The organism is Tardiphaga alba, from assembly GCF_018279705.1.
Classification (GTDB): domain Bacteria; phylum Pseudomonadota; class Alphaproteobacteria; order Rhizobiales; family Xanthobacteraceae; genus Tardiphaga; species Tardiphaga alba.
In genome coordinates this window covers 4,462,070-4,478,012 of record NZ_CP036498.1, presented here as the reverse complement: position 1 = coordinate 4,478,012, position 15,943 = coordinate 4,462,070, and the positions used below count along the sequence as shown (strand labels likewise).

Annotated in this window: 13 protein-coding genes and 1 riboswitch; of the genes, 8 read left to right on the top strand and 5 right to left on the bottom strand. The window is 63.8% G+C overall.

Going from position 1 to position 15,943, the window contains the following annotated elements; translation table 11 throughout:
* Window positions 1-77: 77 nt before the first annotated feature.
* Window positions 78-2,072 carry a putative bifunctional diguanylate cyclase/phosphodiesterase gene (locus RPMA_RS21370; protein WP_211909665.1) on the bottom strand — a complete coding sequence of 665 codons (1,995 nt, stop codon included), beginning with the start codon at window positions 2,070-2,072 and terminating at the stop codon, window positions 78-80.
* Window positions 2,073-2,287: 215 nt separating this feature from the next.
* On the opposite strand from RPMA_RS21370, the gene RPMA_RS21365 reads away from it, so the two are divergent.
* Window positions 2,288-2,800, top strand: a complete 513-nt coding sequence (locus RPMA_RS21365) for a tyrosine phosphatase family protein (protein WP_211909664.1) — start codon at window positions 2,288-2,290, stop codon at window positions 2,798-2,800.
* Here the strand turns inward: RPMA_RS21365 and cobS are convergent.
* Window positions 2,793-3,557 (bottom strand): adenosylcobinamide-GDP ribazoletransferase, encoded by a 765-nt coding sequence (cobS, locus tag RPMA_RS21360; protein WP_211909663.1) that lies wholly within the window; start codon window positions 3,555-3,557, stop codon window positions 2,793-2,795. The genes RPMA_RS21365 and cobS overlap by 8 nt on opposite strands.
* Window positions 3,558-4,610 carry a nicotinate-nucleotide--dimethylbenzimidazole phosphoribosyltransferase gene (gene cobT, locus RPMA_RS21355; RefSeq protein ID WP_249225329.1) on the bottom strand — a complete coding sequence of 351 codons (1,053 nt, stop codon included), beginning with the start codon at window positions 4,608-4,610 and terminating at the stop codon, window positions 3,558-3,560. It abuts the gene before it with no gap.
* 98 nt (window positions 4,611-4,708) lie between these two features.
* A riboswitch (cobalamin riboswitch) is annotated at window positions 4,709-4,904 on the top strand.
* A 92-nt stretch (window positions 4,905-4,996) separates the two neighbouring features.
* On the opposite strand from cobT, the gene RPMA_RS21350 reads away from it, so the two are divergent.
* The 6 genes from RPMA_RS21350 to RPMA_RS21325 all read left to right on the top strand — a co-directional run bounded on the left by RPMA_RS21350 (window position 4,997) and on the right by RPMA_RS21325 (window position 13,145).
* Window positions 4,997-5,443, top strand: a complete 447-nt coding sequence (locus tag RPMA_RS21350) for a DUF1636 family protein (RefSeq protein WP_211909661.1) — start codon at window positions 4,997-4,999, stop codon at window positions 5,441-5,443.
* Window positions 5,440-5,970 (top strand): bifunctional adenosylcobinamide kinase/adenosylcobinamide-phosphate guanylyltransferase, encoded by a 531-nt coding sequence (gene cobU, locus RPMA_RS21345; RefSeq protein ID WP_211909660.1) that lies wholly within the window; start codon window positions 5,440-5,442, stop codon window positions 5,968-5,970. Before RPMA_RS21350 ends, cobU begins: the two co-directional genes overlap by 4 nt.
* Complete coding sequence (gene cobW, locus RPMA_RS21340) at window positions 5,971-6,984, top strand: cobalamin biosynthesis protein CobW (RefSeq protein ID WP_211909659.1); 1,014 nt, start codon at window positions 5,971-5,973, stop codon at window positions 6,982-6,984. It begins immediately after the preceding gene.
* Between the two features lie 179 nt (window positions 6,985-7,163).
* On the top strand, window positions 7,164-10,880 hold the full coding sequence (gene cobN, locus RPMA_RS21335) for a cobaltochelatase subunit CobN (RefSeq protein WP_211909658.1): 3,717 nt from the start codon (window positions 7,164-7,166) through the stop codon (window positions 10,878-10,880).
* The gene (gene cobO / locus RPMA_RS21330; protein WP_211909657.1) at window positions 10,877-11,506 is read left to right on the top strand and encodes a cob(I)yrinic acid a,c-diamide adenosyltransferase; all 630 of its coding nucleotides are present in this window, start codon (window positions 10,877-10,879) and stop codon (window positions 11,504-11,506) included. Before cobN ends, cobO begins: the two co-directional genes overlap by 4 nt.
* Before the next feature lie 151 nt (window positions 11,507-11,657).
* The gene (locus RPMA_RS21325) at window positions 11,658-13,145 is read left to right on the top strand and encodes a cobyric acid synthase (RefSeq protein WP_211909656.1); all 1,488 of its coding nucleotides are present in this window, start codon (window positions 11,658-11,660) and stop codon (window positions 13,143-13,145) included.
* On the opposite strand, the gene cbiB is transcribed toward RPMA_RS21325, so the two are convergent.
* Window positions 13,118-14,086: an adenosylcobinamide-phosphate synthase CbiB gene (cbiB, locus tag RPMA_RS21320; protein WP_211909655.1), complete on the bottom strand. Its 969-nt coding sequence runs from the start codon at window positions 14,084-14,086 to the stop codon at window positions 13,118-13,120. The genes RPMA_RS21325 and cbiB overlap by 28 nt on opposite strands.
* Window positions 14,086-14,907, bottom strand: a complete 822-nt coding sequence (locus RPMA_RS21315; RefSeq protein WP_249225328.1) for an ABC transporter substrate-binding protein — start codon at window positions 14,905-14,907, stop codon at window positions 14,086-14,088. Before RPMA_RS21315 ends, cbiB begins: the two co-directional genes overlap by 1 nt.
* A 45-nt stretch (window positions 14,908-14,952) precedes the next feature.
* Here RPMA_RS21315 and cobD point away from each other — a divergent pair, with 45 nt between their 5' ends.
* The gene (cobD, locus tag RPMA_RS21310; RefSeq protein ID WP_211909654.1) at window positions 14,953-15,936 is read left to right on the top strand and encodes a threonine-phosphate decarboxylase CobD; all 984 of its coding nucleotides are present in this window, start codon (window positions 14,953-14,955) and stop codon (window positions 15,934-15,936) included.
* Window positions 15,937-15,943: the final 7 nt, after the last annotated feature.

Below are 15,943 nucleotides of genomic sequence, written 5' to 3'. Positions count from 1 at the left end.
TTCGGATAAGATCATGCTCAAGCCAGCAAAAGCTCTAAGTCAGATTCATTGGAGATGAATCTGACTTGAGGCCGCGATCAGCCGTGACGAAGCGCTGCGATGCGGGCCATGTCGCTGGAGGTGCCGAGGAACGGCCGCACCTCTTCGCCATGCATCGGCTTGGCGAAGAAGTAGCCCTGCATGAAGCGGCAGTCTTCCTTGCGCAGGAAATCGACCTGATCCACGGTCTCGACGCCTTCGACGATACAGTCGTGGCCGAGGCCGTTGCAGAGATCGATCATGGTTCTCAGAATCAGCCGCGCCGCGGGATCGGTTTCGATCTTGCTGATGAAGCTGCGATCGATCTTCACCTTGTCGAGTGGCAATTCGCGGATATTGCTGAGGCTGGAATACCCGGTGCCGAAGTCATCCAGCGAAATACGGGCGCCGAGCGCGCGCAATGCATTCAATGACTGCGAGGTCTGCGCGACATTGCTCATCACCGCGGTTTCGGTGATCTCGAAATCGATGCGCGCCGGCCGTACGCCGCTTTGTTCGACGACGTTGATCAGCTTGAGCACCGACAATGGCGAGGCGACATCGACCGCGGAGAGATTGAACGAGATCCGGATATGTTCGGGCCAGCGCGCTGCGCCTTCAAGCGCCTTGCGCAGCAGGATCGGCGTCAGCTGCGCGATCATCCCCGAACGCTCGGCTGCGACGATGAAGGTCATGGGCGGCACATTGCCGAGCATGGGGCTCCGCCAGCGCGCCAGCGCCTCGAATGCGACGGGCTGCTGGGTCGCCGCGCTCATGATGGGCTGATAGGCAATCCATAGTTCCTGCTCGAGATCGGCATTGACGAGCGCCTGATCGATCCGGCTAGCCTCGCGAATGGTCGCTTCGTGCTCCGCGCTGAAGCGCACCGCCTTGCCGCGGTCGTTATGCTTTGCGAAAAACAGCGCATAGTCCGCGCATTCGAACAGGTCTTCGGCGGTGGTCGCCGCCTCCGGATATTGCGCGTAACCGATCGAGCAACCGATACGCACGGTCAGGTCTTCGATTTCGAACGGTGCATCGAACAGTCCGATCAGATCGCGCTCGGCGTCGGCGAAGGCTTGTTCGTCGGTGAGCCTCTCACTGAACATGGCAAATTCATCACCGCCCAGACGGCCCAGAAAAACATAATCGGGCAAGTGGGCGCGCAACCGGTCGGCGACCTCGATCAGGAGCCGATCGCCGACCCGGTGGCCGTGAACGTCGTTGATCGGCTTGAAGCCATCAAGATCGAGAATGCCAAGCGCGAGGCGGCCTTCCGCACGTTTGGTTTCGGGGATCTGCTTTTCGATCGCCGCGAAAAAGCTGCGCCGGTTCGGCAATCCGGTCAGGCTGTCGATATTCGAGTCGCGGAAATTCTTGTCGCTGAATACCTGCAACTCGGCCTGCTTGATGCGCAGCGCCTTCTCGGAATTGACGCGTTGCTCGAAGTCTTTGTGATTGCCAAGCAGCATGAACACGACCGCAAGGGTCACGACGGTGAAGTTGAATGCAAGTGAGACGAAGACCGGATTGTCGCTGGTCCCGAAATAGATCGCGAACGGGATCACGACGATGCTCATCAGGACGAGGGCTGCGGCGCGCAGATGCATCAGGCAGAAGCCGCAGCCGATCGAGGTCACGGCCATGAAGAAGGCGACATGGCTTTTGCTGAGATCGGTGCCGTACGGAAACAGGCTCAGGCTCCAGGCGCAGAATGCGACACCCAGCACGGCCGCAAAGATGATCGAGCTGCGCAGCTTGTCAGCGGCCTGATCGACATCGAAGACGTGATGACGTGACTGCCACCAGGATGTGATCCGGAACAGGCAGACGACAGCCAGTGCCACCGGCAGGTCGAGGGTCAGCAGGCGCGGTGCGGCGCCATGGAAGGTCGATGCCAGCGCCATGGTGTTGACGATGACGAGCGCATACATCATCGGAACCTGGCGCGTGAAGGCCGCGAGCTTGGCTTGCACCAACTCCGGATTTTCACGCGGGACGCGGAGCATGTTCAGCGTCCGCCACACGAAGATATTCGAGGAACCTCGCATCATGCCCTTCCTGGACTTCAGATCGTTCAACCCGATACCTACGGGAACTTGTTTAAGAATGAGCAATCTGCCGTAAAAGCGATCAATTTTGCTCAGGCGATATGTGCGGAAACAGACATGCGCGAGGTCGTGTACTTAACAGTAAGTCAACACGATAGCGGTTTTGGTATTTTGACACCGTAATTGTGCAGTGCCGTATTGCCCGTTAAAGGTTTTCGATGATCCATGTGACCTCGCTCAGGGGGCTTCGTCCCGTCGCTGAAACCCTGCCGGTGTTCGATCTGCTGACGCTGCTGTCCCCGTCTGCCACCGAGCCCGACTGGAACGGTATGGTCCGTGAGCGGCACATCCGGCTTTCATTCCATGACATCGTCGAACACGCGCCGGATCTCGTTGCGCCCGATATGGACATGATGCGCGCCATTCTCGATTTCGGCCGCGGTGCGATCGAGGGGCGGCCGCTGCTCATTCATTGCTGGGCCGGCATCAGCCGCTCGAGTGCTGCGGCCTATGCGATCACCTGCGATCGCAATCCTGGCTATGAGGCCGAGATCGCCGACGAACTTCGCCGCCGTTCGCCTTACGTGACGCCGAACAAATTGATGGTGAAGCTCGCCGACGACATGCTCGGCCGAGATGGCCGTATGAGCGAAGCGATCGCGCGGATCGGCCGTGGCGCCGAGACAGCCGAAGGCGCGCCGTATCAGTTGCCGTTGCGCTGGCCTATCTGATGATCGCGGCGACGCCGAGCAGGAATCCGATCTCGAACAGCTGCTCGATGGCGCCGAGCACATCGCCGGTATAGCCGCCGATCAGGCGCTTGGCCCAGCGCGCGAGCAGGGCGCCGAGGGCGGCGCCAAGCAGCAGGCCAATCACAACGCCGCGCGGCGCCAACAGCATGAGCGGCAGCACGGCCAGTGCCGCGGTGATCAATGCGAAGGTGATCTCCGTGCGACGCACGGGAGATTGGACATAGCTCACTTTCATGCTGGCGGGATCGCCGCTATGCGACATGCGGTTCATCACGAAGGCAGGCATGACCCGCGCGGCGGCGTGGGCGGCGATGAGGGCGGCGGCGCCGATCCATGGCGTGAGCGTTGCGAGCGCGGCGATGCGCAGCGTAGTGCCGAGCCCGAGGGCGAGTGCACCATAAGTGCCGATGCGGCTGTCCTTCATGATTTCGAGCCGTTTCTCGACAGTCCAGCCGCCGCCGAAGGCGTCGAATGTGTCTGCGAGTCCGTCTTCATGAAATGCGCTGGTGAGCAGGATGCTTGCCGTCACCGCCAGAATGGCAGCGATGGTCGGCGACCACACCATGTTTGCAGCGACCAACACGCATGCGGACACCGCGCCGATGCCGATACCCACCAGCGGAAAATACTTCATCGCGCGCGCCAGCCAGTCGGGCGCAGGCGCCTCGTCCGAATGCGGCGTCGGCAGCACCGTCAGGAAACGGATCGCATTCAGCAGATGCGGATCCGGCCTCATCTAGATCTTCCCAGCCAGCACGTCATCGAGGCTGGCGACATCGGTAAGCAATCGCGCTGCGGCGCGCACCAGCGGCACGGCGAGCAGCGCACCGGTGCCTTCGCCGAGCCGCAGGCCGAGATCGAGCAGCGGCTTTGCATCGAGCGCGTTCAATACGAGATCATGCCCGCGTTCGGCCGAGCGATGCGCGAATACGCAGTAGCCGCGGGCCTCCGGGCAAAGTCGGACCGCGAGCAGCGCAGCGACGCTGGAGATGAAGCCATCGATGATCACCGGCCGTCGCTGCGACGCGGCACCGAGGATCGCGCCGGCCATGCCCGCAATTTCGAGCCCGCCGAATTCGATGAGCACATCGAGCGGCGCCGTCGCATCGTTGCGCGCAGCTGCCATTTCGATAGCTATACGCTTGCGGCTCATACCAGCGTCGTCCTGACCTGCGCCGACGCCGATGCAGTCGTCGAGCGATGCGGGCGCGAGGCGATGAGCGAGCAGTGCAGAGGATGCTGTGTTGCCGATGCCCATCTCGCCAAGCGCAATGATATCAGCGCCGGCTTTGATCTCGCCGATGGCGATGCGGATGCCGTGGTTCAGGGCCTCGGTGGCTTGCCCCGCTGTCATTGCCGGCTCGCGCGCGGCATTGGCCGTGCCCATGCGCACCTTTGCATCGCGCAGGCCGGGATGCACCGGCAGTTCAGCCGCGACACCGATATCGATGACACGGACGTCCATGCCATTGGCTTTGGCAAATGCATTGGCGCTGGCGCGACCGGCGAGATAGGTCATCACCATCGCGACGGTGACGGCGGACGGATATTGCGACACGCCTTCGGCCACGAGCCCGTGATCGCCGGCGAACACCAACAATACAGCCTTCTCGCCGCGCGGTTCGCCGGGATGGCGGATCATGCCGAGTTGCACAGCGAGTTCCTCGATTCGCCCGAGCGAGCCCGGCGGCTTCGCCTTGCCGTCGATGGTCGCACGAAGGCTGGCTTCGGTTGCGGGATCGAGGGGCGTGAGGGCCGGCGGCTGGAAGAGGGGGCTGAAAGAGGTCAAATGCGGGTTCCTTTGGCCGTCTGTCTCGCGCATCCATGGCCTTTCGGTCAACAGTGGCTGCGCAGTTCCGGCCGTGGTTGACCCCGGCTGTGGGTGCAGATAGCGTCCGCCGCGATGGTCCTTCCGCGAGGAAGGTGAAAAGGGAAGCCGGTGCGATACCGGCGCTGCCCCCGCAACTGTAAGCGATGAGCCCGAGCCGGTGCCACTGGGAGTTCCCGATAGGGGAGCTGCTGGGAAGGCGGCAGCGGGCGCCGACTCGCGAGCCAGGAGACCTGCCGTCATGAACTGTGCTTTGGAGGCGTCGTCGGGGCGGGGTGCACCGGACGGGAGCGAGTGGATGCCCGCATCCGCGCGACCCAACAAAGCTCGTCTGATTTGAGCCCGTGATGGATCGCAACGCATCGACCTTGCCTGATGACTCCCGTGTCACCGAATTGCCTCGCCCGCTGCCCTCAGCGCCGGTGGTGGTGAGCGTCTGCGTGAATTGCAAGGCGGCTGATGGTGCGGTCGTCGGCCCGGCGATGCTCGATGCGGTGACGGCTGCGCTCGATGAGCGCGATGTCGCTGTCATGGTGCGGCCGGTGCAATGTCTCAGCGTCTGCAAGCGGCCGACCACCGTCGCGGTGACGAGCCAGGATGGCTACACGTTCTTGTTCGGCGATCTCGTGACGGACACCGGCCCGGATGCCGTCGCCTCTTTCGTGCAGTCCTATCAAAAATCCGACTACGGGCTCGTGCCATGGCGTGAGCGCGCCGATGTGTTGCGCAAGGGCATGGTGGCGCGCGTGCCGCCGCTGCGCTGGTCTCCGGAAGACGGCAGGGCGCCGAAATGACGTCGCTCGGCACCACGCTCGTCCTCGGCGGCGCGCGCTCCGGCAAATCGGCTTTCGCCGAACGGCTGATCGGCGAGATGTCGCTCACAAAAGTCTATCTCGCCACGGCGACGGCCGGCGACGATGAGATGCAGGCGCGCATCGCGCAGCATCGCAAGCAGCGCGGCGAAGGCTGGATCACCGTCGAGGAGCCGCTGGCGCTGGTGGACACGCTGACACGCGAATCCACCATCGGCCGCGTCGTCCTCGTCGATTGCCTGACGCTCTGGCTCTCCAATCTGATGATGGCCGAGCGCGATCCCGAAGTCGAGGCGAAGCGTCTGGTGCGCTTTCTCGACGTGTCGCGCTATCCCATCGTCTTCGTGTCCAATGAAGTCGGCCTCGGCCTCGTGCCCGAGACGCCGATCGGCCGCGCCTTTCGTGATGCGCAGGGCCGTCTCAATCAAACCATCGCCGCAGCCGTCAACAATGTCGCTTTCGTCGCTGCCGGCCTTCCGCTTTGGCTCAAGCGTTTTCAGGAGAACTGAATGTCCCGCGTTCCCGTCACCGTCCTCACCGGCTTTCTCGGCGCAGGCAAAACCACGCTGCTGCGTTCGCTGCTGACGCAAGCCGATGGCCGCCGCATCGCTGTGATCGTCAATGAATTCGGCGATGCCGGTTTCGATGGCGGCCTTGTCGAGGAATGTGCGGCAAAGGCTTGCGCGCCCGGCGACATCGTCGAGCTCACCAATGGCTGCATCTGCTGCACCGTGGCCGATGATTTCGTGCCGACCATGGAAAAGCTGCTGTCGCGCGAGCGCCCGCTCGATGCCATCGTGATCGAGACTTCTGGCCTCGCGCTGCCGCAACCGCTGCTGAAGGCGTTTGCGTGGCCCGCCGTGAAGACACGCGCCACTGTCGATGGCGTCGTCACTGTCGTTGATGCGCTGGCGCTGTCCGAAGGCCGGATCACGCTCGATGAGCATGCGCTCGCCGAACAGCGCGCTGCCGATGAAGGCATCGATCACGACGATCCCATCGAGGAAGTGTTCGAGGATCAGCTCGCCTGTGCCGATCTCGTGGTGCTTTCCAAGAGCGATCTCGTCAGCGCCGAACAGCTCGCCGAGATCGAGGCCAAGCTGAAGGCCGAGCTCCGCGCCAATGTCGGTATCGTCCGCTCCAAGGGCGATCTCGCGCCAACGGTGCTGATCGGCCTCAATGCCGCAGCCGAAGATGACATGGCCGCGCGCGTCGGTCATCACGGCGAGGAAGAAGAACACGATCACGACGATTTCGATAGCATCGTCATCAAGCCGACTGCCGCGGCCGATCTCGACACCATGCGCGCGCGTGTCAGCGATGCTCTCGGTCTCGAAGGCGTGCTGCGCGTCAAGGGCCATGCCCGCATCGCCGACAAGCCTGCCCCGATTGTCGTGCAAGCCGTGGGCGCCCGCGTCGATCTCGCTTTCGCGCGGCCCGATGTCAGCCATCCCGAACATCTCGTGGTGATCGGGCTGAAAGGCTTTGATGCCGACGCAGCAAGAAAAGCGCTGGCGGGCTAGTTCTCTTCCCTCCCCCGGAGCGAAGCGACTGGGGAGGGTGGATCGACGGCGCAGCCGTCGAGACGGGTGGGGTGCTTCCACAACCGCTGACGTCACGTGGTGCACCCCCACCCCGGCCCTCCCCACAAGGGGGAGGGAGCATTTCTGTCCGTGTGTAACAGGAAGACGCACAACATCACATGCATCTCAAGCTCGACACCTCCGGCAGTATTGACGACGGCGACGTCGCCCGCGATCTCGGGCAGGACACCGCCGATATCGTCGTGCTGTCGGCGGCGGATAGCGATCTCGCTGCCTTCGGTGCCGCGCATGCGAGCCTACCCGGCGATTTCCCGAGCGTGCGGCTGACCAATCTTCTTGCGCTCGGCCATCCCGCCTCGGTCGATCTCTATGTCGAGCGAACGCTGGCGCGGGCGAAGATCGTTCTGCTGCGCATGCTCGGCGGCATCAGCTACTGGCCGCATGGCGTCGAGAGCCTGCGCAGCGATGCCATCGCGCGCGGCGCGCTGTTTGCCTGCATTCCGGGCGAGATGGACTGGAATTCCGAACTCGCCGCGCGCGGCACGGTGAATGCCGATGCGACCCATGCCCTGTGGCGCTATTGCAGCGAAGGCGGCGTCGAGAATGCGACGCTGGCGCTGCGCTATGCCGCGCATCTGATCGGGCAAAGCGAGAAGCCGCCCGCGGCGCGGCCGATGCCGTCTGCGGGCTTCTGGCCGCAGGCGCCGATGAGTGACAAACGGCCCAATGCGGTGGTGATCTTCTATCGCGCCCTGGTCGCCGGCGGCGACACGGCGGCGATCGCAGCGCTGCGCGATGCGCTGGATGCGCGCGGTCTCAATCCGGTCTGCCTTTACGTCACCAGTCTCAAGGACGAGCGTTCAGTTGCCTTCCTGCGTGGGGCACTTGCGGCGTTTCCGCCCGATGTGATTGTCAACGCTACGGCTTTCGCGACAGCGACCGCCAATGATGATGCCGGTGTGCTCTCTGCGTCGGGTTGCCCCGTGCTGCAGGTCGCGCAGGCCGGCATCTCGCATGCAAGCTGGGAGGCATCGTCGCGTGGCCTCAATCCGCGCGATCTTGCGATGCATGTGGTGCTACCGGAAGTCGATGGCCGTATTTTTGCAAATGTCATCGCCTTCAAGGAGCGCGGCACGAGCGACGGCGGTTTTACGCCGACGCTGCTGAAGCCTGTAGCAGACCGCATCGATGCGGCCGCCGATCTCGCGCGCGCCTGGGTGTGCCTGCGTCGCACCGACATCGCCGAGCGTCGTGTGGCGCTGATCCTTGCCAATTATCCAAATCGCGACGGGCGCCTTGCAAACGGCGTGGGCCTCGATACGCCGCAGAGCCTCGTGGATATCATCAAGGCGATGCAGGCCGCAGGCTATGGCACGGCAGATGCGCCGGCGACGTCAGCCGCGATGATGGACTTGCTGCAGCAGGGGCCAACCAATGCGCTGTATGAGCGTGCAACGCGCAGCGGCGGCGTTACATGGTCGCTCGCAGATTATCGCGAAGCCTTTGCGGGATTACCTGCAAACGTGCGAACCGCTGTCGAAGCGCGTTGGGGTGATGCCGGCAACGGTCCGCATGTAATCGACGACGCTTTCCGTCTCGGCCTGCATCGCTTCGGCAACGTCGTCGTCGGCGTGCAGCCGGCGCGTGGCTACAATATCGATCCCAAGACCACCTATCACGATCCCGATCTGGTGCCGCCGCATCACTATCTCGCTTTCTATCTCTGGCTCCGGCAGCAATTCGACATCCACGCGATCGCCCATGTGGGCAAGCATGGAAATCTGGAATGGCTGCCCGGCAAGAGCACCGGCCTCTCTGCAGAATGCCTGCCCGATGCGATCCTCGGGCCGTTGCCGCATCTCTATCCCTTCATCGTCAATGATCCCGGCGAAGGCATCCAGGCCAAGCGGCGCACTTCGGCTGTCATCGTCGATCACCTGACGCCGCCGATGACGCGCGCGGAATTGCATGACGATCTCGCCCGGCTGGAAAGTCTGGTCGATGAATATGCCGCGGCCAGCGATCTCGATCCGAAGCGGGCGTCGGTCATCGCGGAGGACATTCTGTCTTTTGCCCGCGCCCAGCAGATCGACAGCGATGTCGATATCGGGCGCGACACGCCGACCTACGAGGCGTTGCGTGCGCTCGACGCCCATCTCTGCGATCTCAAGGAAATGCAGATCCGCGACGGCTTGCATATTTTCGGCCGCACGCCGGAAGAGGCGCAGCGCAACGATCTCCTCGTCTCCATCGCGCGGCTGCCGCGATCGGACATCCGTCAGCAGGATGCGTCGCTGCACCGTGCTCTGGCGATCGATCTCGGGCTCGGCAACTTCGATCCGTTGACCCGCGATATGGCCGACGACTATCTCGGTCCGCGACCGAATATGCTCAACGAGATGTCAGTCGCTCCTTGGCGGACGACGGGCGATACGGTCGAGCGGATCGAGGCGTTGGCGTTGAAGCTGGTCGCCGGCGACATCGCCTGCGATGAGAGCTGGACCCAGACCGCGCACATCCTCGGCTGGATCGAAAAATCCCTGCGTCCCGCCATCGATGCGTGCGGTGACGCCGAGATGGCGGCTTTCCTCAAGGGTCTTGACGGTCGCTTCATCCGGCCGGGCCCATCGGGCGCGCCGACGCGTGGTCGGCCCGATGTGCTGCCGACCGGTCGCAATTTCTTCGCCGTCGATGTCCGCGCGGTGCCGACGCCATCGGCCTGGCGCATCGGTCAACTCTCAGCTGAGCGTTTGGTCGAAGCCTATTGGCAGGATGCCGGTGAATGGCCGCGCAGCATCGCGCTCTCGGCCTGGGGGACGGCGAATATGCGTACCGGCGGCGACGATGTTGCGCAGGCGCTGGCGCTGATCGGCGCGCGTCCGGTGTGGGAAGAGACATCGGGCCGCGTCACCGGCTTTGCCATCACTCCGTTGTCCGAGCTGAAGCGTCCGCGCGTCGATGTGACGTTCCGTGTCTCGGGCCTGTTCCGCGACGCGTTCCCGACGCAGATGGACATCATCGGCTCGGCCGTCAGCGCGGTAGCCGAACTCGACGAGCCCGATGACGCCAATCCGATTGCTGCGAATGTCCGTGCCCGCGCACGCGCGCTCGAAGCCAGCGGCGTGAATTGCGAGACCGCGCGGCGGCAGGCGATGCGTCGCGTGTTCGGCTCCAAGCCCGGCGCCTATGGTGCGGGCCTGCAGGCGCTGATGGATGAAGGCGGCTGGAGCAACCGTGCCGACATTGCCGGTGTCTATCTCGATTGGGGCGGTTATGCTTATGGCAGCGGCTCAGATGGCGACGGCGCACGCGACGAATTTGCCGAGCGATTGAAGTCTGTCGATCTGGTGGCGCAGGCCCAGGACAATCGCGAGCACGATATTCTCGATTCCGACGACTACTACCAGTTCATCGGCGGTCTCGCGGCCACGGTGCAGACACTCAAGGGCTCGGCGCCGCGTGTCGCCCATATCGACACATCGCGGCCGGAAGCACCGATCGCGCGCTCGCTGGCGAATGAGATTTCGCGCGTGGTGCGCGGCCGCGGTGCCAATCCGAAATGGATCGCGGGCGTGATGCGGCACGGCTATAAAGGCGCGTTCGAGATCGCCGCCACCGTGGACTACCTGTTCGGCTTTGCCGCCTCGACAGATGCGGTGGGCAATCACCATTTCGATCAGCTGTTTTCGGCCTATCTGGAAAACGACGAAGTCCGTGATTTCATGACCAACGCCAATCCTGCTGCGCTGCAGGAGACGGCGGCACGCTTCGCTGAAGCGATCCGCCGTGGACTGTGGACGCCGCGCTCGAATAGCGCGCAGCATCTGATTTCTGAATTGATGACGACCAAGCAAATCGCGAGGGAACACGCATGAGCGACTCTGCAGCAGACAACGCCGCCGAGAATCTCCGGCACAAGGATAAGGCCGCCAAGCACAAGGCGGCGAAAGACAAGATCATGGCCACCAAGGTGGGCGAGAAGGGCCTCCTGATCGTCCATACCGGCACCGGCAAAGGCAAGACCTCGGCTGCGCTTGGCATGGTGTTTCGCCATATCGGCCATGAGATGCCGGTCGGCGTCGTGCAATTCACGAAGTCACCGAGCTGGGACACCGGCGAAGCGCGCGTGCTGGCGAAATTTCCGGAACTCGTGACGCTGCATATCATGGGCGAAGGGTTCACCTGGGAGACCCAGGATCGCGAGCGCGACATCGCTGCTGCGACGGCGGGCTGGGAGCGCGCCAAGGAACTGATCCGTGACGATCGCCATCGCATGGTGCTGCTGGACGAGCTCAACATCGTGCTGCGCTATGACTATCTCGATCTCAACGAGGTGCTGACCTTCCTGCGCGAGGAGAAGCCAGCGGACAAGCATGTCGTCATCACCGGCCGCAATGCCAAGCCGGAACTGATCGAGATGGCTGATCTGGTCACCGAAATGACGCTGGTGAAACATCCATTCCGTGCCGGCATCAGGGGCCAGAAGGGCGTGGAATTCTGATGAAGCTCCTCCTGTCGTCCCCGCGAAACCGGGGACCCCTAACCTCCGAGCTAATTGTTGAAATGGTGTTGCCGCGACTGAGCGTCACCACGATTTCGGAGTCGATGGATCCCCGCTTTCGGGGGGATGACATGGGAGTATGAGGCAGCCGATGAACCGCTCCACGCCCGCGCTGATGATCCAGGCGACCGGCTCCAATGCCGGCAAGTCGACGATCGTCGCCGGGCTGGCGCGGGCATTGGTGCGGCGTGGCCTCAAGGTCGCACCGTTCAAGCCGCAGAACATGTCGAACAATGCCGCTGTCGCTGTGGATGGCGGCGAGATCGGCCGCGCGCAAGCGGTGCAGGCGCGCGCGGCCCGGCTGGCGCCCAGCGTGCATATGAATCCTGTTCTGCTGAAGCCGGAGACCGACACGGGATCGCAGGTGATCGTGCAGGGCCAGCGCTGGGGCACGCTGCGGGCGAAGAATTATCTGGAGAAGAAGGCGGCATTGCTGCCCGCGGTGCTCGAGAGCTTTTCGCGGCTCGCCGACAGCGCCGATATCGTGCTGGTCGAAGGTGCGGGTAGTCCGGCCGAAATCAATCTGCGCAAGGGCGACATCGCCAATATGGGCTTTGCGGCGGCGGCCGATGTTCCCGTGGTCCTCGCTGGCGACATCGATCGCGGCGGTGTCATTGCGTCATTGGCCGGCACGCATCTGGTGCTGGAGCCGGACGAACGCGCACGTATTCATGGCTTCATCGTCAATAAGTTTCGTGGTGATCCCCGGCTGTTCGACGATGGCCTCAAGGCGATCACGGACCTCACCGGCTGGCGCTCCATCGGCGTGCTGCCATGGTTACCACAGGCCGCGATGTTGCCGGCCGAGGATGCGGTCGATCTCGATCGTGCGCAAAGTTCCAACGCCACGCGCGTCATCGCAGTGCCGGTGCTGGCGCGGATCGCCAATTTCGACGATCTCGATCCGCTCGGCATGGAGCCCGGCGTCAAACTGGTTTTCGTCAGACCCGGTGAGGCCATTCCCGGCAATGCCGATGTAGTGATCATTCCCGGCAGCAAGTCCACCATCGGTGACCTCGCTTTCCTGCGCGCGCAGGGCTGGGATATCGATATCGCGGCGCATATGCGGCGCGGCGGCCATGTGCTCGGCCTGTGCGGCGGTTATCAGATGCTCGGCCGTCGCATCGCTGATCCCGATGGCGTCGATGGCGCGCGGGGTGAGGTTGAAGGGCTCGGCCTCCTCGATATCGAGACCGTCATGAGTGGCAGTAAATCGACGACCATCGTCTCGGGGACGCATGTTGCCAGCGGTGCAGCCGTCGAGGGCTACGAAATCCACATGGGTCGCAGCAGCGGCGCTGATTGCGCGCGGCCGATGGTGAGCATCGGCGTGCGGCCGGATGGCGCGATCTCGCGCGACGGGCGCGTGCAGGGCACTTATGTGCATGGCCTCTTCACTGGCGACGCCTTCCGCAAGGCGTGGCTGGCGCAGCTCGGCATCGCGTCATCACTTGCCTATGATGCGCAGGTGGAAGCGGCGCTCGATGCGCTGGCGGATCATTGCGAGGCGCATCTCGATATCGATGCGCTGATCGCGATCGCGCGAAAACGTCAGAGCAGCCACGCCAGCAAGGCGTAGATCACGATTTCAAGTCCACAAGCGACGGCGTAGACGCGCAGCGCGCGGCGGATGTCGTCGGGCTCTGCCACGCGGCCATCTGCATTGAGATATGGCTCGTTCGCGGCGCCTTCCGCGTAAACGCGCGGGCCTGACAGTGCGATGCCGAGGGCGCTGGCCATGGCGCTTTCCGGCCAGCCGGCATTGGGCGAACGATGTTTTCGCGCATCGCGCAGCATGGTCTTGAGCGATGTGACGATCGATCCTCGGATCACAGGCGCAGCGAATGCGACCAGCACGCCGGAGAGGCGCGCGGGCACGAGGTTGACCAAATCATCAAGCCGCGCGGCAGCCCAGCCGAAATCGACATAGCGATCGGTGCGGTGGCCGATCATGGAGTCCGCCGTGTTGATGGCCTTGTAGGCGATCAGGCCGGGCAGGCCGAGTAGCGCCAGCCAGAACACCGGCGCAACGATGCCATCGGAGAAATTCTCTGCCGTCGATTCGATTGCAGCGCGCGCGACACCGGCGTCGTCGAGGCGTTCGGGATCGCGGCCGACGATCATGGCGACAGCCTTGCGAGCTGCGGGCAAGCCACCTTCCGCAAAGGCATGATGCACGCGGGCGACGTGCTGGTAGAGGCTGCGCTGGGCGATCAACAGGGATGCGATCAGGGCTTCGACTAATAGGCCAAGCCAATGGCCGTGCAGCAGATCCGAGATGAACGCGCCCACCAGAAGCGCGATGCTGACGAGAACGATAACCGTCAGGACTCCCGCAAGCTTGCGTGCTTGCTTCGACCAGGTCTCGCGATTGAGCCGTTGCTCGAGCCAGCCGATGCCATTGCCGATCCACACGACGGGATGCGGCGCGCGGCGCCACAGCCAGTCGGGATCGCCAATCACCGCATCCAGCAGGAGTGCGGCGACCACCAGCCAAAGCGCATCGCTGTGTACGAGCATCAGGGCGCCACGCGGTTGATTTCAGCGCTCAGGCGATCCAGTGCTTCCACCATGGTCGGACCACCGCAAGCGGTGAGACGCTCGGGGAGTACGAGGCGCTTCGAGGGCGGATAGGTCTTTTCCAGCGCGGGGTGCAGCAGGAAGGCGCGGCCTTCGTCTTCGGCAAAGTCCGTGGTGTCCGCCACCAGCAGGAGATCCGGCTTCAACGTGATGATCGCCTCCAGCGATGCGAAGCCGCCGGCCTTGAGCCCCAGTTCGCCGCCGGCATTCTTGAGGCCCACGGCTGATAGAAGTGACGTCGTGAGGTTATCGCCACCCGACACCCAGCCGCGGCGCGACACGGCGAGCACGCGAAGCGGATTGCGCTGTGCTGCGGCACGCGCGTTGGCGATGGCGACGTCGAGTTTCGCGATCTCGGCTTCGGCACGCTCGGGATGCTTCACCAGCGCGCCCATTTCTCGCAGCTGCTTCTTCACCTCGTCGAGCGAGCGCGCAGGCGCGAATTCAGCGACCTTGAGGCCCTTGTCCTTGAGAAGCTCGCGCGTGGCCCGTTTGGTAAAGCGGCCGGCGACGACAAGATCGGGCTTTAGTGCCAACACATCTTCCGCCTCGCCGGACAGCAAGCGAAATTGTGCCGCCTTGTTCTTGTCCCAAGAACGAAACGGATCGCGCGCGAACGGGCTGAGGCCGAGGATTTGCGCGGGATCGGCGAGGGTGACAAGCAATTGATCGGTGCACAGATTGATCGAGGCGATGCGCGGCTGCTCGGCCGCCTGCAGCGGAGCTGCGACGAATAGCGAGAAAGCCGCAGCCATCGCCATGCAAAGTCTCTCGCGCTGGGTCCGATATAGTGGCATGAGAGACGCATGAAACATGGTGGCGACCTCACTCAGGCGATGGCCGAATTTGGCGGCGCGGCGGACGATTGGCTGGACCTTTCGACCGGCATCAATCCGTGGCCGTGGCCGATCCGCAAGTTGCCGGATAGCGCCTGGCAGCGGCTGCCGTCGCGCGCCGACGAGCAGGCGCTGCTGGCTGCCGCGCGCGGTGCCTATCGCGTTCCCGACAATGCCGGCATCGTCGCCGCCAATGGCACGCAGGCGCTGATCCAGTTGCTGCCGCGCCTCGCGGCGGATGGCGCCGTTGCCATTGTCGGCCCGACCTATAACGAGCATTCTGCCGCCTGGAGCGGTGCCGGGCATTCCATCGCCGCGATCGGCGATCTCGCCGAGCTGCCGGCGCATGTCACCCACGCGGTGATCGTCAATCCGAACAATCCCGACGGCCGTGTGGTCAATCCCGATCGGCTGGCGGAAGTTGCGACCGTGTTGCAGCGGCGCGGCGGCTGGCTTGTCATTGACGAAGCCTTCGCCGATGTGGAAGCCGGTATTAGCGCCGTCGCATCCTGCGGCAAACTGCCGGTCGTGATCCTGCGTTCGTTCGGCAAGTTTTACGGTCTCGCCGGCATCCGACTCGGCTTTGCGATCACGACACCTGATCTCGCCAACCGCATCCGCACCGTGCTCGGACCGTGGAGCGTTTCCGGGCCCGCATTGCATGTCGGGACACGCGCGCTCGGTGACGTACATTGGGTGCTGCCCACGCGCGTGCGGCTCGCTGCCCAGGCGATCAAGCTCGACGGCGTGCTGATGGATGCCGGTTTCGAGATTGTCGGAGGCACCACGCTCTATCGGCTGGCCCGACATCGCGACGCATCTGCTTTGCATCGCAAACTCGCGCAACAGCACATCTGGTGTCGCAGCTTCGACTGGGCCGGGGACCTCCTGCGCTGCGGCTTGCCGCCCGACGCAGAGGCGCTCGAACGTCTGGCGCAGGCGCTGGCGAAATAGCCGCGGC

Bases quoted from the DNA above. Each gene is read 5' to 3' on its own strand.
- RPMA_RS21365 (WP_211909664.1), top strand. From the start codon at position 2,288: ATGATCCATGTGACCTCGCTCAGGGGGCTTCGTCCCGTCGCTGAAACC.
- RPMA_RS21325 (WP_211909656.1), top strand. From the start codon at position 11,658: ATGAACCGCTCCACGCCCGCGCTGATGATCCAGGCGACCGGCTCCAAT.
- cobD (WP_211909654.1), top strand. From the start codon at position 14,953: ATGAAACATGGTGGCGACCTCACTCAGGCGATGGCCGAATTTGGCGGC.
- RPMA_RS21370 (WP_211909665.1), bottom strand. From the start codon at position 2,072: ATGATGCGAGGTTCCTCGAATATCTTCGTGTGGCGGACGCTGAACATG.
- RPMA_RS21315 (WP_249225328.1), bottom strand. From the start codon at position 14,907: ATGGCGATGGCTGCGGCTTTCTCGCTATTCGTCGCAGCTCCGCTGCAG.
- cobN (WP_211909658.1), top strand. From the start codon at position 7,164: ATGCATCTCAAGCTCGACACCTCCGGCAGTATTGACGACGGCGACGTC.
- cbiB (WP_211909655.1), bottom strand. From the start codon at position 14,086: ATGCTCGTACACAGCGATGCGCTTTGGCTGGTGGTCGCCGCACTCCTG.
- cobO (WP_211909657.1), top strand. From the start codon at position 10,877: ATGAGCGACTCTGCAGCAGACAACGCCGCCGAGAATCTCCGGCACAAG.
- cobU (WP_211909660.1), top strand. From the start codon at position 5,440: ATGACGTCGCTCGGCACCACGCTCGTCCTCGGCGGCGCGCGCTCCGGC.
- cobS (WP_211909663.1), bottom strand. From the start codon at position 3,557: ATGAGGCCGGATCCGCATCTGCTGAATGCGATCCGTTTCCTGACGGTG.
- RPMA_RS21350 (WP_211909661.1), top strand. From the start codon at position 4,997: ATGGATCGCAACGCATCGACCTTGCCTGATGACTCCCGTGTCACCGAA.
- cobW (WP_211909659.1), top strand. From the start codon at position 5,971: ATGTCCCGCGTTCCCGTCACCGTCCTCACCGGCTTTCTCGGCGCAGGC.